Below are 24561 nucleotides of genomic sequence, written 5' to 3'. Positions count from 1 at the left end.
GCTCTGCGCTGTGGCGCGCAGCGCTTTCATACAAATATTTTGGCGTGTGGCTGAGGGGCTAGCGCCCGCCAGATACGTCGAGCAGCGCGCCTGTGGTGTAGCTGGCTTCTTGGCTCAGCAGCCATGCAATGGCGTTGGCCACTTCTTGCGCGGTGCCGGGGCGGTGCATGGGCAGTTGCGGTGCCAAGCGTTGCGCCCGGTCGGGCTGGCCGCCGGAGGCGTGGATATCGGTGTCAATCACGCCGGGGCGCACGGCGTTGACGCGAATGCCCTCGGTCGCCACCTCGCGCGCCAGGCCCACGGTAAAGCTGTCGACCGCACCTTTGCTGGCTGCGTAGTCCACGTACTGGCCGGCTGCGCCTAAGCTGGCGGCGACGCTGGACACGTTCACAATGCCGCCGCCCGCGCCCCCGTGCAAGGTGCTCATGCGGCGCACGGCTTCGCGCGCGCACAGCAGGGTGCCCAGCACGTTGGTGTCTAGCATCCGCTTGAGACGTGCCAAGTCCATGGCGTCCACCCGGCTGGCAGGGGCCACCACGCCTGCGTTGTTTACTAAAGCGGTCAGTGGGCCGAGCTTGGCGTCAACCTTGGCAAACATGGCCATGACCTGGTCTTCCATCGCCACGTCGGCCTGCACTGTGATGGCCGTGCCGCCTATGGCGCGTATTTGGCGCACCACCTCGTCGGCGGCCAATGAGTTGCGGGTGTAGTTCACCGCAACAGCGTAGCCTGCGTGGGCCAAGGTGAGAGCGGTGGCTGCGCCAATGCCGCGAGAGCCGCCGGTGATCAAAGCAATGTTTTGCATGGGGGTGTGTGCGCAGACGCGGGTTTCAGGTTACAAATATCAGGCTTCATACCTTACACCCTTGGAAGAAAACCTGGCATGCCCTCCACCATCACACTGACCGCCGCAGACGGTTTTGCTATTCCCACTTACGTCGCCCAACCGCAGGGCACTCCGCGTGGTGCCATCGTGGTGCTGCAAGAAATCTTTGGGGTGAATAGCCATATTCGCGCATTGGCCGACAGCTACGCTGCCCAAGGCTACGTGGCCATCGCCCCTGCCATGTTTGAGCGCCTGCACCCTGGCTTAGCGCGGGGCTACGAGGCAGCCGACATCACTTTGGGCCGTGAGCTCAAAGCTGCGGCAGAGACCTTGCCCGCGCCGGGCGTGTTGCAAGACGTGGCTGCCGCCGTGGCGTATGGCGCTAGCTTTGGCCCGGTGGGTGTGGTGGGCTACTGCTGGGGCGGTTTGCTGGCATGGCGCGCGGCTTGCGGCTTGAGCGGCGTGCGCGCTGCGGTGGCGTACTACGGCGGTGGGGTGACCACACCGGCTGAAGTGGCGCGCCAAGCGCAGTGCCCGGTGATGGCGCACTTTGGCGAGCAAGACCACGCCATTCCACTGGACGGCGTGCACGCGTTTGCCAAAGCCCACCCGCAGGTGCTGGTGCACACCTATGACGCAGAGCACGGCTTTAACTGCGACCACCGGGGCGCCTACAACGCCCCCGCTGCTGCCTTGGCGCTGGAGCGCACGCTGCAGTTCTTTGTCCAGCACTTAAGGGGGTGATATGCGAGCGCTAGACAGGTTTTTTGAGAAAAAATGGCCTCTAGCGCTCATGGATATTGCGCAAGTAGCTATTGTTTGTATAGCGATGGTGGGTGGCGTGGCCGCCAAGGCGGCGGACTACACAGGCCCCATTCTGGATGCCCACTTGCACTACAACGTCGAAGCGTGGGACGGCCAAGCAGGCCCCCACCCACCGGCGGATGTGCTGGCCCGCATGCAGCGCAACGGGGTGCGTGCCATCGTGTCTAACAGCAGGCCCAACGACGGCACCAAGCTTTTGGCGGCCAGCCCCTTGGCGCGGCAAGCGGGCGTGACGGTGGTGCCTTTCATTCGGCTCTACCGCAATCGGGCGGACTACGACAGCTGGTTCAAGGACGACAGCATTTACGACATGGTGCTGGCCGAGTACGCGGCGGGCACGGCCAGCGGGCCGTTCAAAGGCATAGGCGAGTTTCATCTGTACGACAGCGCCAACGCCAACGGCCCGGTGGCCAAAAAGCTCATGGCCTTTGCCGAAGCCAAGCAGCTGGCGGTGCTGGCCCATGTGGATGACGCAGCCATTGACTTGCTGATGGCCAACGCGCCATCAAAGGGCCAGGCCTTGCGTTTGGTATGGGCGCACACCGGCATTGGCGGCGCACCGGTGGCGCGGGTGGACGCACTGCTGGCCCGCTACCCCTTGCTCATGGGCGAGCTGTCCTACCGACCGGGCCTCACCTGCCCGGACACGCAAGGGCGCGAGGCCTTGTGCCCCGAGTGGCGCGCCTTGTTGCTCAAGTACCCGGGGCGCTTTGTGCTGGGGTCTGACACCTGGATCAACCAGCGCTGGCAATACTACGACCCGCTGATGCAGGGCTACCGGCAGTGGCTGGGTGATTTGCCACCCGAGGTTGCCCGCCAAATTGCCTGGGGCAATGGTGCCAAATTGCTGGGCTTGCCGGACCCTGCGCCGTAGTTTTGCTCTGATGGGTTTGCTTGTTGTATCGTGTACGTTCTGCCGCCAAGGTGTGCGCTGCTTGGGCCACGCTAAAGGCTTGTTGTTTCACTGTTGCGAGGAGTTTCTTAATGCTTGGTTTTTCAGCACCGCGTGTGTCGCACGTACTTCGTAGAACCCTGTTGTTGGCCGCGTTGGTAGCGGGTGGCGTGGCGCAGGCACAAAGCACGGTCAAGATTTTGGTGGGCTTTCCACCCGGTGGCGGCACCGATGCCATTGCCCGCATCTTGGCCGACAAGCTCAAAGACCCGCTGGGCGTGAGCATGGTGGTGGACAACAAGGCAGGCGCGGGCGGGCAGATTGCCGCGCAAGCGCTCAAAGTGGCCCCCGCAGACGGCAACACGCTGTTTATGACGCATGACCACACCATCTCCATCTTGCCCTTGGTCACCAAGAGCCCCGGCTTTGAGCCCAGCAAGGACTTTGTGCCCGTGGCTGGGTTTGCCACCTTTGTGAACGCGCTGGCCGTGTCCGGTGGAACGCCCGCCAAGTCGGTCAATGAGTACGTGGCCTGGGTCAAGTCTCAAGGCGCAGGCAAGAGCACCGTGGGCGTGCCCGCCCCGGCGTCAACGCCCGAGTTCTTGGTCAAGGTAATTGGACAAAAGTACGGCTTGGATTTGCAAGCCGCACCCTACCGTGGCAGCGCCCCCATGATGGCGGACATGCTGGGCAACCAAATCGCTGCGGGCACGGGCTCGGTGCCTGACTTTATTGAAAACCACAAGGCAGGCAAAGTGCGGGTGGTGGCTGTGCTGGGTGCCCACCGACAAGCGGCACTGCCCGATGTGCCCACTTTTGCAGAGCTGGGGCTGGTGGGGTTTGACGACATGCCTTACTACGGCTTTTATGCGCCCGCAGGCACGCCCAAGGCCGTGATCGACAAGTTCTCAGACGCTTTGGCCAAGGTGATTGCGCAGCCCGATGTCAAAGAAAGGCTGAGCGCCATGGGCTTGACCGTGGGCTTTATGAGCCAGCAACAACTGGCGAGCCGCGAGGCGGCTTACACCCAAGTGTGGGCCAAGATCATCAAGACCAGCGGCTTCCAAGCGCAGTAGTCAGCGACATGCAGCGAAGCGCCATGCTTCGCTGTGCCGAGCCTCAGCGGCCTGTGCGCGAGATGTAACGCTTGCGCCAAAAGAGGATGGCCATGACAGCAGCAATCAGCGACATGGCTCCGAGCGCCCACCAAAAGCCACTGTGAATATGCAGCAAGGGGATGAACTCGAAGTTCATACCAAAAATGCCCGCAATCAGGTTCAGTGGCAAGAAAATGGCCGTTAGCGCGGTGAGGGTGCGCATGATGTCGTTGGTGCGGTTGCCTTGCACATTGAAGTGCATTTGCACCGCTGTCTCAATGCTTTGCTCTAGGCGGCGCACGTGGTGCACCACACGCTCAATGTGCTCCAGCACATCGCGGCTGCGCACTTGCAGCAGCTCGTAGTCTCGGGCGAGGCCAGGGGTATCGGGCTCGGGCCAAGTTTTCAGGGCCTCAATCCAGTCTTGCAGCGCTGAGCGTTGCTCTTCACAGATCTCATCCAAATGGTGCAATGCCAAACGTGCGTCCAAGAGCGTGGACCAGTTGTTAAACCGGGTACGCGGGTTGAGCAGCTCGGTTTGCCAGTGGTCCAACTGGTGGGTGAGTTCGCGGCGCAATGCCAAGTAGCCGTCCACCATGTGGTTGATGACGCGCAGCATCAGGTCTGCGGGGCTGGTGGGCAAGCGTGCGCCCGCTGCCGCAGCCTCGCTGGCCGTGGCTTGCAAGATTTTGGCGGCATAAGCATCGCGCACGGCGCAGTCTGCGGGGTGCACGGTCAGGATGACGCGGTCAAACACGGCAAAGCCCACGGGGCTGGTGTCAATGCGCCGCAGAATCGGTGGGCCGCCAGTAGGCGGCGCATGCGGCAAGGGCTGGCCTGGATTTTTGAGGTCGGTGGGCGTGCTGCCGGCAGCGAGACGGCGAAACACCAAAACGTCGTATTGCGAGGTGTAGTCGTAGTGCGATGGCAGCTGGTTGTTCAGCAGGTCCGAGATGTGCAGGTCTAGCAGCTGCGTGCCGCACAGCGCTTGCAGCGTGGCTTGCACTTGCAGCTGGTGCACTTCAAACTCACGCCGCCCGCAGGCGATCCACACATAGCCGTCGGCGGGCAGGCCACCTTGGGTCCAGTCTTCTAAACTGGTTCCCTCGGTAACCCCTTGATTGCGTATATGGAATATGCGCATTCCGCTACTTTTTTTGCAGCAATCTGGCGGCTTCTAGGGCAAAGTAGGTGAGCACCCCGTCAGCCCCCGCGCGCTTGAAGGCCAACAGGCTTTCCATCATCACTGCGTCATGGTCGAGCCAACCGTTCTGGGCTGCGGCCTTGAGCATGGCGTATTCGCCGCTGACTTGGTAGGCAAAGGTGGGGACTTTGAACTCGTCTTTGACGCGGCGCACCACGTCCAAATACGGCATGCCCGGTTTGACCATGACCATGTCTGCGCCTTCGGCAATGTCCATGGCCACTTCGCGCAAAGCTTCGTCGCTGTTGGCGGGGTCCATTTGGTAGACCTTTTTGTTGCTCTTGCCCAGGTTGCTGGCCGAGCCTACCGCGTCGCGGAAGGGGCCGTAAAACGCAGACGCATATTTGGCGCTGTAGGCCATGATGCGGGTGTGAATCAGGTTTTCAGCTTCCAGGGCGGCACGAATGGCACCAATGCGGCCGTCCATCATGTCGCTGGGCGCCACCATGTCCACACCGGCGCGGGCTTGGGTCAAGGCCTGTTGCACCAACTGGGCTACGGTTTCTTCGTTCAAGATGTAACCATCGCTGCCGGGACGTTGGTCAGGCAAGCCATCTTGGCCGTGGGTGGTGAAGGGGTCCAGGGCCACGTCGGTCATGACGCCTAAGTCAGGAAACTCTTTTTTGAGCGCACGCACCACGCGGGGAATCAACCCATCGGGGTTCAGGGCTTCGCCGCCATCGTAGGTTTTGAGCGATTGGTCAATCACGGGGAACAGCGCCATGACTGGAATACCCAGCTTCACGCACTCTTCGGCCACGGGCAGCAACAGGTCCAAGCTTAAGCGCTCGACGCCGGGCATGGAGGCAATAGGAACACGCTGCTGGTGGCCATCCACCACGAAGACGGGATAAATCAAATCATGGGGTGTGACTTGGTTTTCGCGGACTAGGTTGCGGGTAAACGCATCGCGGCGCAAGCGCCGTGGGCGGCCATGGGGGAAAGGGGCGTAGGCAGTCATGGGGAAAATTGTGCCTGAAGTTTTCAGAGCCCCGGCACCAACCGCTGAGGGTCTGCCAGCCGCCGTGGGCATTCGCGCCGCGTAGGTTGACGAACGTACAGACGCAATTTACGTTTTAGCAGCAAAAAGTTACATATTTTTGAATTGAGGGCTTGCACCCGCAAAAGTTATTTGTTAAATTCAACCCCGGGTAGCTTGCTACCTTCCGCTTTTCCTCCCTGAGCGGAGCCTTGATGTGTGACAGCAAATAGGCTTGCAACCCCAGACCAGTTCTGGGGTTTTTTTTTGCCCCTGCATTTCGGCCATTACACTTTCCACATGCTTTGGGTTAAATCACTCCACATCGTCTTTATCGCCAGCTGGTTCGCGGGCTTGTTTTATTTGCCGCGCATTTTTGTGAATCTGGCCATGGTGCCGCCTGGCTCTGAGGCGGAGCGGGCACGGTTGCTGCTCATGGCGCACAAGTTACTGCGCTTTACTACTTTGCTGGCGGTGCCGGCCCTCGGGCTTGGCGCTTGGCTATGGTTGGGCTATGGCATTGGTTTTGGGCCGGGCAACGCGTGGATGCACGCCAAGTTGGCTTTGGTGCTCCTGGTCATGGGGTACCACCATGGTTGCAGTGTGTTGCTGCGTAAGTTCCGCGCAGGCACAGTGCAGCGCAGCCATGTGTGGTTTCGCTGGTTTAACGAGATACCGGTTTTGCTATTGCTTGCCATCGTGATTTTGGTGGTCGTTAAGCCCTTTTAATACACCCGCCGCCAAGCCATGCACAAGACCACTGCGTCACCGTTGGCGCTCATGTATGTGCTCTTGGTGGTCTATGCCAGCCTGTATCCGTTTACTGAGTGGCGCGATCCAGGCTTAGCGCCGTGGCATTACGTGTCTGCACCGCTTCCCAAGTATTGGACGGGGTTTGATGTGGGCATCAACATCGCGGGTTACGTCCCATTGGGGAGCCTGCTGGCACTTGGCGCAGTGCGCAGTGGACGGTCCCGCCACGTCATCATCCGTTCGACTCTTTGGGCTTTTTTGCTAGCCGGCTGTATGGAAGCTTTGCAAACCTACCTGCCCGCCCGTGTGCCTTCCAAAGAGGACCTGTTTTTCAATACCGTAGGGGGGCTCTTGGGTGCTGGTGTGACAGTGCTGTTGGAGCGCTGGGGAGCAATTGACCACTGGAGTCGCATTCGTGCCCGGTGGTTCGTGCCGGAAGCGCGTGGCGGCTTGGTATTGCTGGCCAGTTGGCCTGTCGCCCTGCTGTTTCCTGCCGCCATACCATTTGGCCTAGGGCAGGTGTTGGAAAGACTCGAAGGGGCCTTGGCAGATACGCTGGACGACACTCCCTTTTTCAACTGGCTGCCAGTGCGGGACGAGGCTTTGCTGCCTTTGGTGCCGGCGGCCACGATGGTGTGCGTGGCATTGGGTTTGCTCATTCCGTGTTTGCTTGGCTTTTGCGTAGTGCGTTCGCCACTGCAGCGCATCAAGCTAGTGCTTGGGCTGTTTGGTCTGGGAATCGCAGTAACCAGCCTGTCTGCCGCCTTGAGTTGGGGGCCGGCGCATGCTTGGGCTTGGTTGGATTTGGCGACCCAAGTGGGGATGGGCGTTGCTTTGCTGGCAAGCCTGGGCATGGCTTTTGTACCTTGGCGCGTGGGGGCTTCACTGGCATTGGTGGCTATTGCCTTGTATCTCAATATGCTCAATCAAGCGCCAGAGAACCCGTATTTCGCAGCCACGCTTCAAGCCTGGGAACAGGGGCGATTCATTCGTTTTCAGGGGCTTGCGCAGTGGATTGGGTGGCTGTGGCCCTATGCGGCATTGGTGTATGTGTTGTCACAGGTCGCCCGGCGTGATACAAAAACCTAAAATGGGCCGATGAACCAAAGTACGCCTGAACCCACTAGTTATTACGAACGCCATATTTTCTTTTGCTTGAACGAGCGCAAGAACGGTGAAGACTGTTGTGCTCAGCACAAAGCCCAAGAAGGTTTTGAGCGCTGCAAGCTGCAGATTAAAGAGGCCGGTTTGTCCGGCAAAGGGCACGTTAGGGTCAATAAAGCGGGTTGTTTGGACCGTTGCGCAGCGGGGCCCGTGGCCGTGGTCTACCCTGAGGCGGTCTGGTACACGTTTGTCGATGCGGCTGACATTGATGAGATCGTCGAGTCTCATTTGAAGAATGGCAAAGTGGTGGATCGTTTGGTGGTGCCCGACCACTTGGGACGCTAGACACTTTCTTTGCGTCAGAGCTGGCGTATGGGGCAAAAAAGCCATTGACGCCCATGAAAGTTGCCTATTTAGCTATTATTTACATAGCATTTAAATGAATTCAAGAACCCAAAAAATACAATTGGATGGGGCAAGTGGTGCGATTGAAGCGCTCTGCGACTTGCCTGACCCCGACGTTTGGTCGGCCCCCTTGGGTGTGGCGGTGATTGCCCATCCACATTCCTTGTTTGGCGGCACGATGGACAACAAGGTGGTGCAAACCATCGCCCGCGCCTTTGTGATGTGTGGCTGGCAAGCGGTGCGCTTTAACTTTCGCGGTGTCGGGGCCAGTGCCGGCGTCTACGACGAAGGGCGCGGCGAAATGGAAGACTTGCTTGCCGTGGTCGCACAGCAAGCGCCAAGCGGTCTGCTGGCCTTGGCGGGCTTCTCATTTGGCGCCTTTGTCACCAGTCACGCGGTGCAGGCACTATGGCCAGCGCGTCCGTTGGAGAAGCTGGTGCTGGTGGGCACAGCGGCCAGTCGGTTCACGGTGGCCCCTGTTCCATCGGACTTGCACGCACGAACTTTAGTGCTGCATGGGGAGCAAGATGAGACGGTGCCCCTGATTGATGTAATGAACTGGGCACGCCCCCAAACCCTGCCAGTGACCGTGATCCCCGGGGTGGAGCATTTCTTTCATGGACAATTGGGGCTGCTGCGCCAGTTGCTCGTCCGTCATATCCAGGCCCCAGTTGCGGCCTGAGCGTTGCGTATTTGTTTGGTGCAGTCTCGACTGCACTTGTTTTTGATTGAGTCCCATGAAACTGTTTTTTGCTGCCTTAATGGCTGTTTTTTCTCTGACGGTGTCGGCCCAGGCCCCGCAAGCGCCTGAAGTTGCTGCACGTGCCTACTTGCTCATGGATGTAACCAGCGGACAAGTGCTGGCGACTAAGGATGCAGATGCGCCTGTAGAGCCAGCCTCTTTGACCAAGCTGATGACTGCTTACCTAGTGTTTGACGCGCTGCGGTCCAAGAAAATTGACCTTAAACAGACCTTGTCTGTCAGCGAGCGTGCTTGGAAAATGCCGGGATCTCGCATGTTCATTGACCCTAAGATGCAGGTGCCAGTGGAAGACCTCATTAAAGGCATGATTGTGCAGTCGGGCAACGACGCGACGATGGCCTTGGCGGAAGGCGTAGGCGGCACTGCCGAACACTTCGTGCAGTTGATGAACGATCAAGCCCAAGCCCTTGGCATGAAGTCGACCAGTTACAAAAATCCTGAAGGTTTGACCGAAGCGGGCCACACCACGACTGCCCGTGATTTGAGTATTCTCGCCACGCGCTTGATGTCCGACTTTCCCGATTACGTCCACGTCTACGCTATCAAGAAGTATCGCTACCCCGGTACACCCGCGGCCAATGACAGCAATCGCAATTTACTGCTGTTTCGCGACCCCACGGTGGATGGTCTAAAGACGGGCCATACGGACGCCGCAGGCTATTGCATGGTGGCAACCGCCAAGCGCACGGTGCCGTTTTCTTTGTTGGCGGCAGAAGGTGCTGTTCCAGCGCCTTCCAGTGGAACTCGCCGCTTGTTGTCCATAGTTTTGGGCGCTGAAAGTGAAAATGCACGGGCTAATGAATCGCAAAAGCTTCTGAACTGGGGTTTTACGGCGTTTGAAATGGTCAAGTTGTACGATGCAGGTCAGGCTGTGGTGACCCCCAACGTCTGGAAAGGACTGGCGTCTACGGTCAAACTGGGCCGCACACAGCCTATCGTCATTGCAGTTCCCAGCGGTTCCTCAGTGAAGCTCAAAACCCAAGTGGTGCGCGCTGACCCATTGGTAGCACCTATCGCGAAGGGCGCGGTAGTAGCAACTCTACGTGTACTGTCGGGCGAGCAATCCGTGGCTGAAGTCCCGCTGGTCGCCCTTGACGGTATTGAACAAGCAGGTGTTGTTGGCCGTGCGTGGGACGCCATGCGCCTTTGGATTCGATAAGTTACGCGACCCATGCTTGCGTGAAAACCCTTGCTCTGCTACATTAGAAGGCTTTTCGGAAATTCCGAAGGGATTCACGTTTTCGTAGTTTTTTAGTTATCAAACGTTTAGGGACGTTTTCAATGCCAACCATTAACCAATTAGTACGTCAGGGGCGCGAGGTCGAAACGATCAAGTCCAAGAGCCCTGCGATGCAAAACTCTCCACAGCGTCGTGGTGTGTGCACCCGTGTGTACACCACAACGCCTAAGAAACCTAACTCCGCTCTGCGTAAAGTTGCCAAAGTGCGCTTGACCAACGGTTTTGAGGTGATCTCCTACATCGGCGGTGAAGGCCACAACTTGCAAGAACACAGCGTTGTGCTGGTTCGCGGCGGTCGTGTCAAGGATTTGCCAGGTGTGCGTTACCACATCGTGCGCGGTTCGCTCGACTTGCAAGGCGTGAAAGATCGCAAGCAGTCACGTTCCAAATACGGTGCAAAGCGTCCAAAGGCTAAATAAGCCATTCGTTCGTTTGAATACAAGGTGTTTGTTTGCTGCGTGGCGCAGTAGATGAACGAAGTGACCCGCTGTTTGGGTCGAGTAAGTGAGAGTCTTATTAGTTAACTCTCCCGGTGTCTGAATAAGATGCCAACTGAAGCAAAGAGGTGAAAAAATGCCACGTCGTCGCGAAGTCCCTAAACGTGAAATTCTGCCGGATCCAAAGTTCGGCAATGTAGAGCTGTCCAAATTCATGAACGTGATCATGGAAGGCGGCAAAAAAGCGGTTGCAGAACGCATCATTTACGGTGCTATCGAACTGATCGCTAAAAAGCACCCTGATAAAGACCCAGTCGAAGCTTTCACTGTTGCTATCAACAATGTGAAGCCCATGGTCGAAGTGAAGTCCCGCCGCGTTGGTGGTGCTAACTACCAGGTGCCAGTTGAAGTGCGCCCTGTCCGTCGTTTGGCTTTGTCCATGCGCTGGATTAAAGAAGCTGCGCGTAAGCGCGGTGAAAAGTCCATGGCTCAACGCTTGGCTAACGAGTTGCTCGAAGCAACCGAAGGCCGTGGCGGCGCCATGAAGAAGCGTGATGAAGTTCACCGTATGGCTGAAGCCAACAAGGCTTTCTCGCACTTCCGCTTCTAAAGCACGCTGCCGCACATGGCTTGTGTGCGGCAAAAGCCCATTTGGTGATTTGCTTTCGCACATTCGCCAAGTGGGTTTTGTTTAATTTGAAGGTTGCGCTGCGCCGCGTTGTGCGGGTGGCGTTTCAAAGACACAGATCAATCAAGGATCCATCATGGCTCGCACTACCCCCATTGAGCGCTACCGCAACATCGGTATCTCTGCGCACATCGACGCTGGCAAAACTACCACGACCGAGCGTATTCTTTTTTACACAGGCGTAAACCACAAAATTGGTGAAGTGCATGATGGCGCGGCTACCATGGACTGGATGGAACAAGAGCAAGAGCGCGGTATCACGATCACTTCCGCTGCCACCACTTGCTTCTGGAAGGGCATGGATGCATCTTTCCCAGAGCACCGTATCAACATCATTGACACCCCCGGACACGTTGACTTCACGATTGAAGTAGAGCGCTCCATGCGCGTGTTGGACGGCGCTTGCATGGTGTACTGCGCAGTGGGTGGCGTGCAGCCTCAGTCTGAAACCGTGTGGCGTCAGGCAAACAAGTACAAGGTTCCACGTTTAGCTTTTGTGAACAAGATGGACCGCACCGGTGCCAACTTCTTCAAGGTCGTGGAGCAGATGAAATTGCGTTTGCGCGCATCTCCCGTTCCTGTCGTTATTCCAATCGGCGCTGAAGAAAACTTCACCGGCGTGGTCGATTTGCGCAAGATGAAGGCCATCATTTGGGACGAAGCTTCCCAAGGTATGAAGTTCACCTTCGAAGAAATCCCTGCGGAACTCTTGGCGACCGCCAAAGAGTGGCGCGAAAAGATGGTGGAAGCTGCTGCTGAAGCCACCGAAGAGTTGATGAACAAGTACCTCGAAGAAGGTGACTTGACTGAAGAAGAAATCACTGCGGGTTTGCGTGCACGCACGATTGCAGGCGAAATCCAGCCTATGTTGTGTGGCACCGCGTTCAAGAACAAGGGTGTGCAACGCATGTTGGACGCCGTGATCGAACTCATGCCCTCTCCTTTGGACGTGAAAGCGATCAAGGGCTTTGATGAAGACGAAAAAGAAACAACACGTAAAGCCGACGATAGCGAAAAATTTGCTGCATTGGCATTCAAATTGATGACTGACCCGTTTGTCGGTCAGTTGACTTTCGTGCGTGTGTATTCCGGCGTTCTGAAAAAGGGCGACACCGTTTACAACGCGGTGCGTGGCAAGAAAGAGCGTATCGGCCGTATCGTGCAAATGCACGCAAACAACCGCGAAGAAGTGGATGAAATCCGTGCCGGCGACATTGCTGCCTGCGTTGGTTTGAAAGACGTCACCACAGGTGAAACTTTGTGCGATCCAGCTGCTGTGATCACGCTCGAACGTATGGTGTTCCCTGATTCCGTGATTCGCCAAGCGGTGGAGCCAAAGACCAAGGCTGACCAAGAAAAGATGGGCATTGCCCTGAACCGTCTGGCTGCTGAAGATCCATCATTCCGTGTCCAAACTGACGAAGAATCTGGTCAAACCATTATTGGCGGCCAAGGCGAATTGCATTTGGAAATTATTGTTGACCGCATGAAGCGCGAGTTCGGCGTGGAAGCGAACGTGGGCAAGCCCCAAGTCGCCTACCGCGAAACCATTCGCAAGACTGTGGAAGATGCCGAAGGCAAGTTCGTGCGCCAGTCCGGTGGTAAGGGGCAGTACGGCCACGTGGTTCTCAAGATCGAACCCAATGAAGCCGGTAAGGGCAACGAATTCGTGGATGCGATCAAGGGTGGTGTGGTTCCGCGCGAATTCATTCCAGCGGTAGAAAAAGGCTTCCTGGAAGCTGTGACGCAAGGCGTACTGGCTGGCTATCCCGTGGTTGACGTCAAGGTGACGTTGCACTTCGGTTCTTACCATGACGTTGACTCCAATGAACTGGCGTTCAAGATGGCCGCGATCTTTGGATTCAAAGAAGGCTGCCGTAAAGCGAACCCCGTCATCCTGGAGCCCATGATGGCCGTGGAAGTGGAAACGCCTGAAGACTACGCTGGTAACGTGATGGGCGACTTGTCCTCACGCCGTGGCATGGTGCAAGGTATGGACGACATGATGGGTGGCGGCAAAGCTATTAAGGCGGAAGTACCCCTGTCTGAAATGTTCGGCTATTCCACCACCCTGCGCTCTATGTCGCAAGGTCGTGCAACCTATACGATGGAATTCAAACATTACGCGGAAGCCCCGCGTAACGTATCCGAAGCCATCATGGCTGCACGCGCGAAGTAATTTGAAGTTGTCTGCGACGGTGTGCCGCCCTGTTTCCCGTGCGGGGCGAACCAGCAATATCGTGCAAACATTAAACCAATACACGGGAATAAGCTCTTTGGAGAATTGAAAAATGGGAAAAGAAAAATTCACGCGTACCAAGCCCCACGTGAACGTGGGCACTATTGGTCACGTTGACCACGGTAAGACAACGCTGACAGCGGCGATCACTACCGTGTTGGCGTCAAAGTTTGGCGGGCAAGCGAAGGCTTACGACCAAATCGATGCGGCACCTGAAGAAAAAGCGCGCGGTATTACCATCAATACCGCTCACGTTGAATACGAAACCGCTAACCGCCACTACGCCCACGTGGACTGCCCTGGACACGCTGACTATGTGAAGAACATGATCACTGGCGCGGCTCAAATGGACGGCGCGATCTTGGTTTGTTCCGCAGCTGACGGCCCAATGCCCCAAACACGTGAACACATCTTGTTGGCTCGCCAAGTGGGCGTTCCTTACATCATCGTGTTCTTGAACAAGTGCGACATGGTCGATGATGCTGAGTTGTTGGAACTGGTCGAGATGGAAGTTCGCGAACTGTTGTCCAAGTACGACTTCCCAGGCGACGACACACCTATCATCCACGGCTCTGCAAAATTGGCTATGGAAGGCGACAAGGGTGCGTTGGGTGAAGAAGCCATCATGAAACTGGCTGATGCCTTGGACACTTACATCCCCCTGCCAGAGCGCGCAGTGGACGGTGCATTCTTGATGCCTGTGGAAGACGTGTTCTCCATCTCCGGTCGTGGTACCGTGGTGACGGGTCGCGTTGAGCGCGGTATCGTCAAGGTCGGCGAAGAAATCGAAATCGTTGGTATCGCTGACACACAAAAGACAACCTGCACCGGCGTGGAAATGTTCCGCAAGTTGCTCGACCAAGGTCAAGCTGGTGACAACGTCGGTATCTTGTTGCGCGGCACAAAGCGTGAAGACGTTCAACGCGGTCAAGTGTTGTGCAAACCCGGCTCCATCAAGCCACATACACACTTCACAGGCGAAATCTACGTTTTGTCCAAGGACGAAGGCGGACGCCACACACCTTTCTTCAACAACTACCGCCCACAGTTCTACTTCCGCACAACGGACGTGACAGGTGCGATCGAGTTGCCAGAAGGCAAAGAAATGGTGATGCCTGGTGACAACGTCTCCATCACCGTGAAGTTGATCAACCCCATCGCGATGGAAGAAGGCTTGCGCTTTGCTATCCGTGAAGGTGGTCGTACTGTCGGCGCCGGTGTGGTTGCTAAGATCATTGCGTAATTCTCAGTACTAACAGGAATTACCATGGCTACAAAGCAAAAAATCCGCATCCGCCTGAAGGCATTCGATTACAAGTTGATCGACCAGTCCGCTCTGGAAATCGTGGACACCGCAAAGCGTACGGGCGCGATTGTTAAAGGCCCCGTGCCTTTGCCAACACGCATGAAGCGTTTCGACATCTTGCGTTCACCTCACGTGAACAAGGCAAGTCGTGACCAGTTCGAAATCCGCACACACCAGCGTTTGATGGACATCGTTGACCCAACAGACAAAACTGTTGACGCGTTGATGAAGTTGGACCTGCCTGCTGGTGTCGACGTCGAAATCAAGTTGCAATAAATTGATGGGACGCGCAGTCTAACAGCGTGTCTTGCCAAGAGAGCTGTAACGCGACCACTTGTGTAAAAAACAAGTGCGCGTTATACTCGCAGGCTCGGCCAAAGGTGGTATCACTTTTGGTCGGGTTTTATTAACAGTCTCCCAGGTAAAACACGGCAGCCAATTGAAGTTGTCGTGGTGGGAGTTACGGAGAAAATAATGAGTCTTAGCAATCACTTAGGGTTGCTGGGCCGCAAGATTGGCATGATGCGCCTATTTACGGATGACGGGGACGCAGTTCCTGTGACCGTGGTAGACGTATCTAACAATCGTGTGACTCAGGTGAAAACCCAAGAGAATGACGGCTACGTTGCGCTGCAAGTAACGTTCGGTTCACGCAAAGCATCGCGTGTTACCAAGCCAGTAGCGGGTCACCTCGCTAAAGCAGGTGTTGAAGCCGGCGAAATCATTCAAGAGTTCCGCGTTGCCGCTGACAAGGCTGCAAAATACGCTGCTGGTGCCACAGTGCCGGTCGCTGATGTATTTGCTGTCGGTCAAAAAGTTGATGTGCAAGGCACTTCAATTGGTAAGGGTTACGCAGGTACTATCAAGCGCCACAACATGAGCTCTCAGCGCGCATCGCACGGTAACAGCCGTTCGCATAACGTGCCTGGATCCATCGGTATGGCCCAAGATCCTGGTCGCGTGTTCCCTGGTAAGCGCATGACTGGTCATTTGGGTGACGCGACGGTGACAACTCAAAACTTGGACGTGATTCGTATTGATGAAGCACGTCAATTGCTGATGATTCGTGGCGCTGTGCCTGGATCTGCTGGCGGTTTTGTTACAGTGCGCCCGGCTGTTAAGGCCAAGTCTGAATCTGCAAAAGGAGCGAACTAATGCAGCTCGAACTCCTGAATGACCAAGGTCAAGCAACTTCCAAAATCGAAGCTTCAGAAGCGGTTTTTGGTCGTGCATATAACGAAGATCTGGTTCACCAAGTCGTAGTCGCGTTCCAGGCCAATGCGCGCCAAGGTACACGCGCTCAAAAAGACCGTGAACAAGTTCATCACTCAACGAAGAAGCCATTCAAGCAAAAGGGTACTGGTCGTGCTCGTGCTGGTATGACCTCTTCTCCATTGTGGCGCGGCGGCGGTCGGATTTTCCCGAACATGCCTGATGAAAACTTCGCCCAAAAGATCAACAAGAAGATGTACCGTGCTGGTATGGCTGCTATCTTGTCCCAGCTGGCCCGTGAAGGTCGCTTGGCAGTAGTAGAGTCTTTGACCGTTGATACACCCAAGACTAAGGCATTGGCCGCTAAGTTCAAAGCAATGAACTTGGATTCCGTCTTGGTGATCGCCGATCAGGTTGATGACAATCTTTACCTCGCTTCACGCAACTTGGTCAACATCTTGGTTGTTGAGCCACGCTATGCAGATCCCGTGTCGCTGGTTCACTATCGCAAGGTACTGGTCACCAAGGCTGCAATGGACCAACTCAAGGAGATGTTCGCATGAGCCACGGTACCCAAGTATCCAAGTTCGACGAAGGTCGATTGATGAAGGTTCTCGTTGCGCCCATCGTGTCTGAAAAAGCCACTATGGTTGCTGAAAAGAGCAACGCGGTTACTTTCAAAGTGCTGCAAGACGCAACTAAATTTGAAATCAAGGCCGCTGTGGAATTGATGTTCAAGGTTGAAGTCAAAGGCGTTTCCGTTGTAAACACCAAAGGCAAGACCAAGCGTTTCGGTAAGTCTGTAGGTCGTCGCGACAATGTTCGCAAGGCATACGTGACCTTGAAACCCGGTCAAGAGCTGAACCTCGGTGGGGAGGCTGCGTAATCATGGCTGTTATTAAAATGAAACCAACTTCCCCAGGCCGTCGTGGCGTGGTGAAGATTTCGCGTGACCACCTGTACAAAGGTGCTCCGCACGCAGCGCTGTTGGAACCTCAGTTCCAAAAAGCTGGACGTAACAACAACGGTCACATCACCACACGTCACAAGGGCGGTGGTCACAAGCATCACTACCGTGTTGTTGACTTCCGTCGTGTTAAAGATGGTATTCCAGCCAAGGTTGAGCGTATTGAATACGATCCAAACCGTTCCGCGCACATCGCCCTGGTGTGCTATGCGGACGGTGAGCGTAGCTACATCATCGCTCCACGTGGCTTGGAAGTCGGCGCAACGATCATGAGTGGTTCCGAAGCTCCTATTCGTGTTGGCAACACTTTGCCGATTCGCAATATTCCTGTCGGTTCTGTGATCCATTGTGTTGAATTGCAAGTTGGCAAGGGTGCTCAAATGATCCGCTCTGCGGGTTCATCGGCAACACTGTTGGCTCGTGAAGGCACCTACGCGCAAGTTCGCGTACGTTCCGGCGAAGTTCGTAAGATTCATATCGATTGCCGTGCGACCTTGGGTCAAGTGGCGAACGAAGAGCACAGCCTGCGCCAACTGGGTAAAGCCGGTGTCAAGCGCTGGATGGGTATTCGTCCTACCGTTCGCGGTGTGGTTATGAATCCTGTCGATCACCCACACGGTGGTGGCGAAGGTAAGACCGGTGAAGGCCGTCATGCAGTCGATCCTTGGGGTAATCTGACCAAGGGCTACCGTACCCGTAACAACAAGCGCACGCAGGTCATGATCGTGTCGCGTCGCAAGAAGTAAGGGGTAGGTAAATGACTCGTTCACTGAAAAAAGGTCCCTTTGTTGACCATCACCTGATTGCCAAGACTGAAAAGGCCGTGGCAACCAAGGACAAAAAGCCGATTAAGACTTGGTCCCGTCGTTCAATGATCTTGCCCGAATTCATCGGCTTGACCATCGCCGTGCACAACGGCAAGCAACACGTGCCTGTCTATATCACCGATCAAATGGTTGGCCACAAGTTGGGTGAGTTCGCGCTCACACGTACTTTCAAGGGTCACCCTGCGGACAAAAAAGTCCAGAAGAAATAAGGAGGTGACCATGGAAACTCGTGCAACCCTTCGTGGCGTCCGTTTGTCAGTAGACAAAGGTCGTTTGGTCGCGGACCTGATCCGTGGCAAAAAAGTTGACCAAGCTTTGAACATCTTGCAATTCACACAGAAAAAAGCTGCCGTGATTATCAAGAAGGTTCTGGAGTCAGCCATTGCAAATGCTGAGCACAACGACGGCGCTGATATCGACGAATTGAAGGTGAAAACCATCTACGTCGAGCAAGGTGCTTCGTTGCGTCGCTTCACAGCACGTGCAAAAGGTCGCGGTAATCAAATTCGCAAACCCACGTGCCATGTGTACGTGACGGTTGGAAACTGAAAAAGGCCAGGAAGATATGGGACAAAAAATCCACCCAACCGGCTTTCGCTTGGCGATTAGCCGTAATTGGTCATCACGCTGGTACGCGAACAACCGTGACTTTGCCGGCATGCTGGCAGAAGACATCAAGGTTCGTGAGTACTTGAAGCTGAAACTGAAGAGTGCTTCCGTTTCACGCATTTTGATCGAGCGTCCTGCCAAGAACGCACGTATCACTATTTACTCGGCTCGTCCTGGTGTGGTGATCGGCAAGAAGGGCGAAGACATTGAAAACTTGAAGCGCGATCTGAGCAAGCAGCTCGGCGTGCCAGTGGCAGTGAATATCGAAGAAGTGCGTAAGCCTGAAATCGATGCGAAGCTGATCGCTGACAGCATTACGCAGCAATTGGAAAAGCGGATCATGTTCCGCCGTGCCATGAAGCGTGCTATGCAGAACGCAATGCGCTTGGGCGCATTGGGTATCAAGATCATGTCGTCGGGCCGCTTGAACGGTATTGAAATCGCACGTTGCGAATGGTATCGCGAAGGTCGCGTTCCACTTCACACCTTGCGTGCTGATATCGATTACGGAACCTCTGAAGCCAAGACAACTTACGGCATTATTGGCGTGAAGGTGTGGGTCTACAAGGGTGACACCTTGGGCCGCAACGATCTGCCCGCTGCTGTAGAGCCTCGTGCTGAAGAAGAGCGTCGTCCACGTGGTCCTCGTCGTGATGACCGTGGCGGTGCACGCCCCGGTTCAGATCGTCCTGCTTCCCGTGGTGCGCGTCGTCCAGCCGGCAGCAATGCCGCTCCGGCCGATGGTAGCGACAAGCCTGCTGAAGCCACTGGTGCTGACGCTAACAAACCCGCCGTTAAGCGCGTACGTTCAGTCGCCGCGCCAGCTGCAGCAGCTGACGGCAAAGGAGAATAATCATGTTGCAACCCGCTCGTCGCAAGTATCGCAAAGAGCAAAAGGGCCGTAACACCGGTATCGCGACCCGAGGCAGCTCGGTCGCTTTCGGTGACTTCGGTCTGAAGTGTACTGATCGTGGTCGTTTGACCGCACGTCAGATTGAATCTGCACGTCGTGCGATTTCCCGTCACGTGAAGCGTGGTGGACGCATCTGGATTCGTGTGTTCCCTGATAAACCGATTTCCCAAAAGCCTGCTGAAGTGCGTATGGGTAACGGTAAGGGTAACCCTGAGTACTACGTCGCTGAAATCCAGCCTGGCAAAATCGTATTTGAAATTGTTGGTGTTCCCGAAGAGTTGGCCCGTGAAGCGTTCCGCTTGGCAGCTGCCAAGTTGCCGTTGCGTACCACTTTTGTCAGTCGTATGATTGGCCAGTAATCAGGAGAATGAAGAAATGAAAGCTACTGAACTACGCCAAAAAGACGTTGCTGGTTTGGAAACGGAAATCAAAGCTTTGCAAAAAGCTCACTTTGGTTTGCGTATGCAAAAGGCCACCCAACAAGTTACCAACACCGCTTCACTGCGCTCCGCGCGCCGTGACATTGCTCGCGCCAAGACTATTCTTGTCGAGAAGCAAAGCGCAGACAAATCCGCCAAATAAGGAGCGATAAATGACGGAAGCTAAAAAATCCCTCAAGCGCACCTTGATTGGCAAGGTGGTCAGCGATAAGCGTGCTAAGACTGTGACAGTTTTGATCGAGCGCCGTGTTAAGCACGAGCTCTATGGCAAGATTGTTGGTAAATCTAGCAAGTACCATGCTCATGATGAAAAGGGTGAGTACAAGTTGGGCGATGTGATTGAGATCACTGAAAGCCGTCCAATTTCCAAAACCAAGAACTGGGTTGCGACCCGCTTGGTTGAAAAGGCAGCGGCTGTATAAGTCTAATTTAAGCAGACAAAGCAGCGAAATAGAAAACGGCCCACAATGTGGGCCGTTTGCATTGGTGCGTACCATTGATGCTTTAGCTTTAACCCACAGATTTTAGGAAACCTCCCATGATTCAAGTTGGCGATACGTTGCCCCAATCGCAGTTGATGGAATTCGTTGACATCGAGACCGAGGGCTGTAGCCTTGGTCCCAATCCGGTGGATGCTGTCGCGGCAAGCGCTGGAAAGCTAATCGCAGTGTTTGCATTGCCTGGTGCGTTTACGCCGACTTGCTCAGCGAAGCATGTGCCAGGGTATGTACAGCACTATGAGGCGTTTAAGTCTGCAGGTGTAGACGAGATCTGGTGCATTAGCGTCAACGACGCATTTGTAATGGGTGCCTGGGGCCGGGAGCAGCAGACTGCAGGTAAGGTACGCATGCTAGCCGACGGTAGTGCTGTGTTCGCCCAAGCGACAGGACTGACGCTGGACCTTACGAGCCGCGGCATGGGTCTGCGCAGCAACCGCTACTCTATGTTAGTTCGCGACAGTAAGGTAGTTGCTTTGAACGTTGAAGGACCCGGCAAGTTTGAAGTGAGCGACGCTGAAACTCTTTTGGCACAGGCACGAGCGGCGTAGCAACAGCGCGAGTGTGATTGCCGCCGAATTACAAGCTGACCCTGAGGTAATGCGCCCCGGCAATTGGGTTGTAGTAGTACGGCGGCACTTCTTCAAATCCAAGGTCTTGGTAGAGGCCTCGGGCTGCCTCCATGTCATCCAATGTGTCTAAGAGTAGATACTTGTAGCTTGCCAATCTGGCATAGTCCATCATAGATTCTGCGAGCTTTCTGCCCAGTCCTAAGCCTCGGAACTCGGGAGACACATAGAGCCGCTTCATCTCACACGCGTTTTCATAGTCACTGGTATCAATGGGGCGCAAAGCACAGCACCCCGCCGGTGTCTGGGCTACATAGGCAAGCAAGAGGGCCCCGCGTGGTGCTTCATAGTCGCCAGGAAGGGACTCTAACTCGGACTGAAAGCCTTGGAAGCACAGATCAATCGCCAAGGCTGATGCGTACGACTGGAACAACGCACGCGCGTGGCTAACTCGTTCCACGTCAGCGGAGGCCACTTGTTGCAGAACAATAGGTTGCATAGACCAACAGCGGCAATGCGCTGGCTAACCTGCCCAGCCCACGAGCGTGAATACACCCGCGAGAGAGACAACAAAAATTGCCAAGGCGAGCAGTCGAGAATATTTGTCGTCTCTCGCTGCCGGAGCGGAAAAGTCCAAGATTTTGTCCCCAGTAAGCATTGGGGTTAGAAGGTCCTCGCGTTTCTTGAAGCGATACACCAGCACCGCCACCACGTGGAGAGTAACCAAACCTATCAATGCCAATTTGCCAACCTCTGTGTGGAAGAAGGTCGCCAACTCAACCCAGCGGCTCGACACCAGCTTCGCAAATGGTCCCGCGTTTGAAATTTCGTCGTCACTTAGCATTCCGGCAGAAGCTTGCAGGACAAGCGCCAATAAAAGCGCATAGACCGAGAGGGCACCGAGAGGATGGTGTCCAACGTGAGCGCTCGGCTCCGACTCTCCTTGTGCGTACCGCAGCAGACTGCGCGGCGAATAGGTAAAACTTGAGAAGCGGGACCATCTACCTCCCACGAAGCCCCAAACTATGCGAAACACTAGCAAGGAGAGCACCGCAAACCCGAGCCTGAAATGCCACTCCATTGCACCGCCGCCAATCTGTCCCGTGATCACCAAGCCGACCACACATGCGGCAAGTCCCCAGTGGAATAGGCGAGTGGGTAGATCCCACACTCTCACTTTGACCATGTCTCTAATCCTCAATCTAAGCTGAAGGAACAGTTTTTACACTGTGGCTGTCTTCGAAACCAAGACCCGCAAGCAATATTTTCCGCCTACCCCTACACTCTACCCGGTGTCGCCCGTTGTTCCAACTCACCTAGGAGATCTCATGCGCATTTTGGCTACCCTGCTAATCGTCGCTTCTGCCGCAAGCCTTACTGTTCCTGCCCATGCACAGTTCGCTAAGCCTGAAGATGCCATCAAATACCGCCAGTCTGCCCTGTTTGTCATGCAGCAGCAATTCGGTAGGGTGGCCGCAATGGCTGCTGGCAAGGCTCCCTTCGACGCCAAGTTGGCTGCGGAAAGCGCAGCAACTGCTGAGTACATGTCCAAACTACCTTGGTCTGCTTTTGTTGAGGGAAGTGACAAGGGCAACACCAAAGCCAAGCCTGAAATCTGGAGTGACAAAGCCAAATTCACCGAACTCAGTGAAAAAATGCAGGCAGATATGTCCAAGCTCAATGCAGCTGCCAAAACAGGCAGCCTTGACAGCATTAAGGCTGCGGTCGGCGCAGTTGGCGGCTCTTGTAAGGCCTGCCACGACGCATTCCGTTCATAATCAGCTCAACATGGGGCGCGAACCAAGCGCGCTCCACTAAGCCTCTTTGAGCAGAGTCTCAATCAGCTTGTGAAGCTCTGCAAAATTAGGCTCACCGACATACCGCTTCACAATCTGGCCGCGCTTGTTCACCAAGTAGCTTGTTGGAGTAAGTTGTACTTGTCCCCAATCTCGCGCTAGCGCACCAGTGTTGTCAATGGCAATGGCATACGGCACCTTGCGGGTATCCACAAAATTCACCACGTAGCTAGGTGGGTCGTACTGCATTGCCACGCCAAATGTCTGGTATCCCTGCCCTTTGTACTTCTCAAAGGTAGCTATCAATCTGGGCATCTCGGCGACACAGGTCACGCAGCTCGTCGCCCAAAAATTGACCAAGGTCACTCGCCCTTTCAAGTCTTGGCTTGTCTTGGTGCTCCCATCGAGCAAAACAAACTTCGACTCCGGCGCTACGTCATTGGCCGCTAAAAAGTATGTCGAGGCAACCCCCGCGCAAGCAGCTAGGATGGCGACAATCGCAATATTACGTTTCATAAAGAGGTGTACCCATGGATCGACGACAGTTTAATTTCATTCAGGCCTTTACGCTTGCGACCCTCGCAGGAATGCAGCTCCAAGCCCATGCGTTGACACTGGCAGATCTCACCAACATGGATGCATCCAAAGGCCTTAAAACCGCTCTGGAAAAGGGAGCATCGTCTGCCATCAGCGTACTCAGCGCCCCTAATGGATACCTTGGCAATGAAAAAGTTCGAATTCCTTTGCCCGGCTACCTCCAAGACGCCGCGAACATGCTCCGCACCTTAGGGCAGGGTGCGCGTTTGGATGAACTGGTTGAAGCTATGAACCGGGGTGCCGAGGCCTCTGTTCCGCTGGCCAAGGACCTGCTGACCAAGGCAGTGCAAACCATGACGGTTACCGATGCCAAGGGTATTCTCCAAGGCGGCGACACCGCAGTCACCCAGTTTTTTGCAGACAAAACGCGTGTGGATCTTGGCGTAAAGTTTCTACCGGTGGTCACTAAAGCTACCGCCAAAATTGGCTTGGCCGAAAAGTACAACCAACTTGCTGGCAAGGCATCTGAGTTTGGCTTGATCAAGAAAGAGGATGCGAATATCCAGCAGTACGTCACAGGAAAAACGTTGGACGGTCTCTACTTCATGATCGCCGAAGAGGAAAAGAAAATACGCCAAAACCCGGTGGCCTACGGCAGTTCCATCCTCACGAAAGTATTTGGCGCGCTCAAGTGAACCGCGTCTTGAAGGCGCTGCTACTGTGCGTCGCTGGAGGGCAACTGGTCGCATGCAGCCCGACTTACAACTGGCGCACGGTGAGCCTGAAGCAGCTCAGCATGAATCTGCCATGCAAACCTGACCGCGCAGAGCGACCTGTGCAATTGGCCGGCCAAACCATGGTCATGAGCATGGCAGGTTGCGAAACGGGTGGGGCCATCTTTGCGGTGAGCCATGTGCAAGTCAATGCCGTGACCCAGACCCGTAAGGTGCTAGAGGCCTGGCAGATCGAGTCACTGGCCAACCTGCGCGCACAAGTTTCCGCTGCCACTCCCATTAGCCAGTTGCCCAGTCCGCCGGGCAATGGACTCGTGCCCGAGCTAAACATGACCGTGCGGGGGCAATCGCCAGCAGGAGAACCATTGCAAGCTAATCTGCGCTGGTTCGTCCGTGGCGCAGAGGTCTACCATGTTGCCGTGTACGCGGCAACCATCGAACCTGCGGTGTTGGAGGCGCTCACTGCAGAGCTGCAATGGAAATGAGCTCTGGAACCTGTTCTCATACGTGCCACTCACGTTGCTTCGCGCCACTATTAACTTGATAGCGCGAAGCGTAATCTAGTCATGCGCTATGCCACATTTCGGCTTGGCTTTTGCGCTACAGGCCTCCAGATTCAAAGCTTCAAGAGTGCATGTGTTTCGACCGAATTGCTGCGCTGCGTCATCTCTGTACGTGGCGGACGCAAAGAAGCCATAATCA

The 24561-nt window shown here is 55.5% G+C and carries 33 protein-coding genes; 27 read left to right on the top strand and 6 right to left on the bottom strand.

All coding sequences use genetic code 11. The features are described 5' to 3' along the window. Positions 1-58: 58 nt before the first annotated feature. Positions 59-805, bottom strand: a complete 747-nt coding sequence (locus EXZ61_RS20630; RefSeq protein WP_142813804.1) for an SDR family oxidoreductase — start codon at positions 803-805, stop codon at positions 59-61. 78 nt (positions 806-883) lie between these two features. On the opposite strand from EXZ61_RS20630, the gene EXZ61_RS20625 reads away from it, so the two are divergent. The 3 genes from EXZ61_RS20625 (at position 884) to EXZ61_RS20615 (ending at position 3619) form a co-directional block, all read left to right on the top strand. After that, entirely contained in the window at positions 884-1570 is a 687-nt protein-coding gene (locus EXZ61_RS20625; RefSeq protein ID WP_142813803.1) for a dienelactone hydrolase family protein, read from the top strand. Between the two features lie 85 nt (positions 1571-1655). Beyond that, on the top strand, positions 1656-2525 hold the full coding sequence (locus EXZ61_RS20620; protein WP_237219210.1) for an amidohydrolase family protein: 870 nt from the start codon (positions 1656-1658) through the stop codon (positions 2523-2525). 110 nt (positions 2526-2635) lie between these two features. Then, entirely contained in the window at positions 2636-3619 is a 984-nt protein-coding gene (locus EXZ61_RS20615; RefSeq protein ID WP_142813801.1) for a Bug family tripartite tricarboxylate transporter substrate binding protein, read from the top strand. 43 nt (positions 3620-3662) lie between these two features. On the opposite strand, the gene EXZ61_RS20610 is transcribed toward EXZ61_RS20615, so the two are convergent. Beyond that, a complete protein-coding gene (locus EXZ61_RS20610) occupies positions 3663-4784 on the bottom strand; it encodes a magnesium transporter CorA family protein (RefSeq protein ID WP_142813800.1) in 1122 nt (373 codons plus the stop codon). A 4-nt stretch (positions 4785-4788) separates the two neighbouring features. Beyond that, a complete protein-coding gene (gene hemB / locus EXZ61_RS20605; protein ID WP_142813799.1) occupies positions 4789-5805 on the bottom strand; it encodes a porphobilinogen synthase in 1017 nt (338 codons plus the stop codon). Positions 5806-6123: 318 nt separating this feature from the next. Here hemB and EXZ61_RS20600 point away from each other — a divergent pair, with 318 nt between their 5' ends. The 21 genes from EXZ61_RS20600 (at position 6124) to EXZ61_RS20500 (ending at position 20774) form a co-directional block, all read left to right on the top strand. Further along, positions 6124-6552, top strand: a complete 429-nt coding sequence (locus EXZ61_RS20600; RefSeq protein ID WP_142813798.1) for a CopD family protein — start codon at positions 6124-6126, stop codon at positions 6550-6552. 18 nt (positions 6553-6570) lie between these two features. Continuing rightward, entirely contained in the window at positions 6571-7665 is a 1095-nt protein-coding gene (locus EXZ61_RS20595; RefSeq protein WP_142813797.1) for a VanZ family protein, read from the top strand. A 9-nt stretch (positions 7666-7674) separates the two neighbouring features. After that, positions 7675-8025 carry a (2Fe-2S) ferredoxin domain-containing protein gene (locus EXZ61_RS20590; protein ID WP_142813796.1) on the top strand — a complete coding sequence of 117 codons (351 nt, stop codon included), beginning with the start codon at positions 7675-7677 and terminating at the stop codon, positions 8023-8025. A 94-nt stretch (positions 8026-8119) separates the two neighbouring features. Further along, positions 8120-8767 (top strand): alpha/beta hydrolase, encoded by a 648-nt coding sequence (locus EXZ61_RS20585; RefSeq protein WP_142813795.1) that lies wholly within the window; start codon positions 8120-8122, stop codon positions 8765-8767. A 55-nt stretch (positions 8768-8822) separates the two neighbouring features. Further along, positions 8823-10007: a D-alanyl-D-alanine carboxypeptidase family protein gene (locus EXZ61_RS20580; protein ID WP_142813794.1), complete on the top strand. Its 1185-nt coding sequence runs from the start codon at positions 8823-8825 to the stop codon at positions 10005-10007. Positions 10008-10129: 122 nt separating this feature from the next. Then, positions 10130-10507: a 30S ribosomal protein S12 gene (gene rpsL, locus EXZ61_RS20575; protein ID WP_142813793.1), complete on the top strand. Its 378-nt coding sequence runs from the start codon at positions 10130-10132 to the stop codon at positions 10505-10507. A gap of 154 nt (positions 10508-10661) precedes the next feature. Beyond that, complete coding sequence (gene rpsG, locus EXZ61_RS20570; RefSeq protein WP_142813792.1) at positions 10662-11135, top strand: 30S ribosomal protein S7; 474 nt, start codon at positions 10662-10664, stop codon at positions 11133-11135. A 154-nt stretch (positions 11136-11289) separates the two neighbouring features. Next, entirely contained in the window at positions 11290-13392 is a 2103-nt protein-coding gene (gene fusA / locus EXZ61_RS20565) for an elongation factor G (protein WP_142813791.1), read from the top strand. 112 nt (positions 13393-13504) lie between these two features. After that, entirely contained in the window at positions 13505-14695 is a 1191-nt protein-coding gene (gene tuf, locus EXZ61_RS20560; protein WP_142813687.1) for an elongation factor Tu, read from the top strand. A gap of 24 nt (positions 14696-14719) precedes the next feature. Continuing rightward, positions 14720-15034, top strand: coding sequence for a 30S ribosomal protein S10 (gene rpsJ, locus EXZ61_RS20555; RefSeq protein ID WP_142813790.1), 315 nt, complete (start codon positions 14720-14722; stop codon positions 15032-15034). 198 nt (positions 15035-15232) lie between these two features. Then, positions 15233-15913, top strand: coding sequence for a 50S ribosomal protein L3 (gene rplC / locus EXZ61_RS20550; RefSeq protein WP_142814345.1), 681 nt, complete (start codon positions 15233-15235; stop codon positions 15911-15913). Continuing rightward, positions 15913-16533: a 50S ribosomal protein L4 gene (gene rplD, locus EXZ61_RS20545; RefSeq protein WP_142813789.1), complete on the top strand. Its 621-nt coding sequence runs from the start codon at positions 15913-15915 to the stop codon at positions 16531-16533. Before rplC ends, rplD begins: the two co-directional genes overlap by 1 nt. Then, positions 16530-16856, top strand: coding sequence for a 50S ribosomal protein L23 (gene rplW / locus EXZ61_RS20540; protein ID WP_142813788.1), 327 nt, complete (start codon positions 16530-16532; stop codon positions 16854-16856). Before rplD ends, rplW begins: the two co-directional genes overlap by 4 nt. A gap of 2 nt (positions 16857-16858) precedes the next feature. Next, the gene (gene rplB, locus EXZ61_RS20535; protein WP_142813787.1) at positions 16859-17683 is read left to right on the top strand and encodes a 50S ribosomal protein L2; all 825 of its coding nucleotides are present in this window, start codon (positions 16859-16861) and stop codon (positions 17681-17683) included. An 11-nt stretch (positions 17684-17694) separates the two neighbouring features. Beyond that, entirely contained in the window at positions 17695-17973 is a 279-nt protein-coding gene (gene rpsS / locus EXZ61_RS20530) for a 30S ribosomal protein S19 (protein WP_087495489.1), read from the top strand. A 10-nt stretch (positions 17974-17983) separates the two neighbouring features. Continuing rightward, positions 17984-18313: a 50S ribosomal protein L22 gene (gene rplV, locus EXZ61_RS20525; RefSeq protein WP_075585605.1), complete on the top strand. Its 330-nt coding sequence runs from the start codon at positions 17984-17986 to the stop codon at positions 18311-18313. 16 nt (positions 18314-18329) lie between these two features. Next, the gene (gene rpsC / locus EXZ61_RS20520; RefSeq protein ID WP_142814344.1) at positions 18330-19226 is read left to right on the top strand and encodes a 30S ribosomal protein S3; all 897 of its coding nucleotides are present in this window, start codon (positions 18330-18332) and stop codon (positions 19224-19226) included. A gap of 2 nt (positions 19227-19228) precedes the next feature. Then, complete coding sequence (gene rplP / locus EXZ61_RS20515) at positions 19229-19645, top strand: 50S ribosomal protein L16 (protein WP_056178832.1); 417 nt, start codon at positions 19229-19231, stop codon at positions 19643-19645. 16 nt (positions 19646-19661) lie between these two features. Then, positions 19662-19868 (top strand): 50S ribosomal protein L29, encoded by a 207-nt coding sequence (gene rpmC, locus EXZ61_RS20510; protein ID WP_142813786.1) that lies wholly within the window; start codon positions 19662-19664, stop codon positions 19866-19868. Positions 19869-19878: 10 nt separating this feature from the next. Next, positions 19879-20148, top strand: coding sequence for a 30S ribosomal protein S17 (rpsQ, locus tag EXZ61_RS20505; RefSeq protein ID WP_142813785.1), 270 nt, complete (start codon positions 19879-19881; stop codon positions 20146-20148). Positions 20149-20264: 116 nt separating this feature from the next. Continuing rightward, on the top strand, positions 20265-20774 hold the full coding sequence (locus tag EXZ61_RS20500) for a peroxiredoxin (protein ID WP_142813784.1): 510 nt from the start codon (positions 20265-20267) through the stop codon (positions 20772-20774). A gap of 28 nt (positions 20775-20802) precedes the next feature. Here EXZ61_RS20500 and EXZ61_RS20495 read toward each other — a convergent pair whose 3' ends face one another. Together EXZ61_RS20495 and EXZ61_RS20490 are read right to left on the bottom strand one after the other, a co-directional pair. Then, positions 20803-21291 carry a GNAT family N-acetyltransferase gene (locus tag EXZ61_RS20495; RefSeq protein WP_142813783.1) on the bottom strand — a complete coding sequence of 163 codons (489 nt, stop codon included), beginning with the start codon at positions 21289-21291 and terminating at the stop codon, positions 20803-20805. A gap of 24 nt (positions 21292-21315) precedes the next feature. Then, on the bottom strand, positions 21316-21978 hold the full coding sequence (locus EXZ61_RS20490) for a cytochrome b/b6 domain-containing protein (RefSeq protein WP_142813782.1): 663 nt from the start codon (positions 21976-21978) through the stop codon (positions 21316-21318). Between the two features lie 142 nt (positions 21979-22120). Here EXZ61_RS20490 and EXZ61_RS20485 point away from each other — a divergent pair, with 142 nt between their 5' ends. Then, positions 22121-22570 carry a c-type cytochrome gene (locus EXZ61_RS20485; protein WP_142813781.1) on the top strand — a complete coding sequence of 150 codons (450 nt, stop codon included), beginning with the start codon at positions 22121-22123 and terminating at the stop codon, positions 22568-22570. A 36-nt stretch (positions 22571-22606) separates the two neighbouring features. Here EXZ61_RS20485 and EXZ61_RS20480 read toward each other — a convergent pair whose 3' ends face one another. Then, positions 22607-23104, bottom strand: a complete 498-nt coding sequence (locus tag EXZ61_RS20480; protein ID WP_142813780.1) for a TlpA family protein disulfide reductase — start codon at positions 23102-23104, stop codon at positions 22607-22609. Positions 23105-23118: 14 nt separating this feature from the next. On the opposite strand from EXZ61_RS20480, the gene EXZ61_RS20475 reads away from it, so the two are divergent. Both EXZ61_RS20475 and EXZ61_RS20470 read left to right on the top strand, forming a co-directional pair. After that, on the top strand, positions 23119-23820 hold the full coding sequence (locus EXZ61_RS20475; protein ID WP_142813779.1) for a DUF4197 domain-containing protein: 702 nt from the start codon (positions 23119-23121) through the stop codon (positions 23818-23820). Continuing rightward, on the top strand, positions 23817-24344 hold the full coding sequence (locus tag EXZ61_RS20470) for a hypothetical protein (protein ID WP_142813778.1): 528 nt from the start codon (positions 23817-23819) through the stop codon (positions 24342-24344). Before EXZ61_RS20475 ends, EXZ61_RS20470 begins: the two co-directional genes overlap by 4 nt. Positions 24345-24561 lie beyond the last annotated feature (217 nt).

The sequence above is a fragment of the Rhodoferax aquaticus genome (genome assembly GCF_006974105.1).
Classification (GTDB): Bacteria; Pseudomonadota; Gammaproteobacteria; order Burkholderiales; family Burkholderiaceae_C; genus Allorhodoferax; species Allorhodoferax aquaticus_A.
This window is presented reverse-complemented; position numbering and strand designations above follow the sequence as displayed.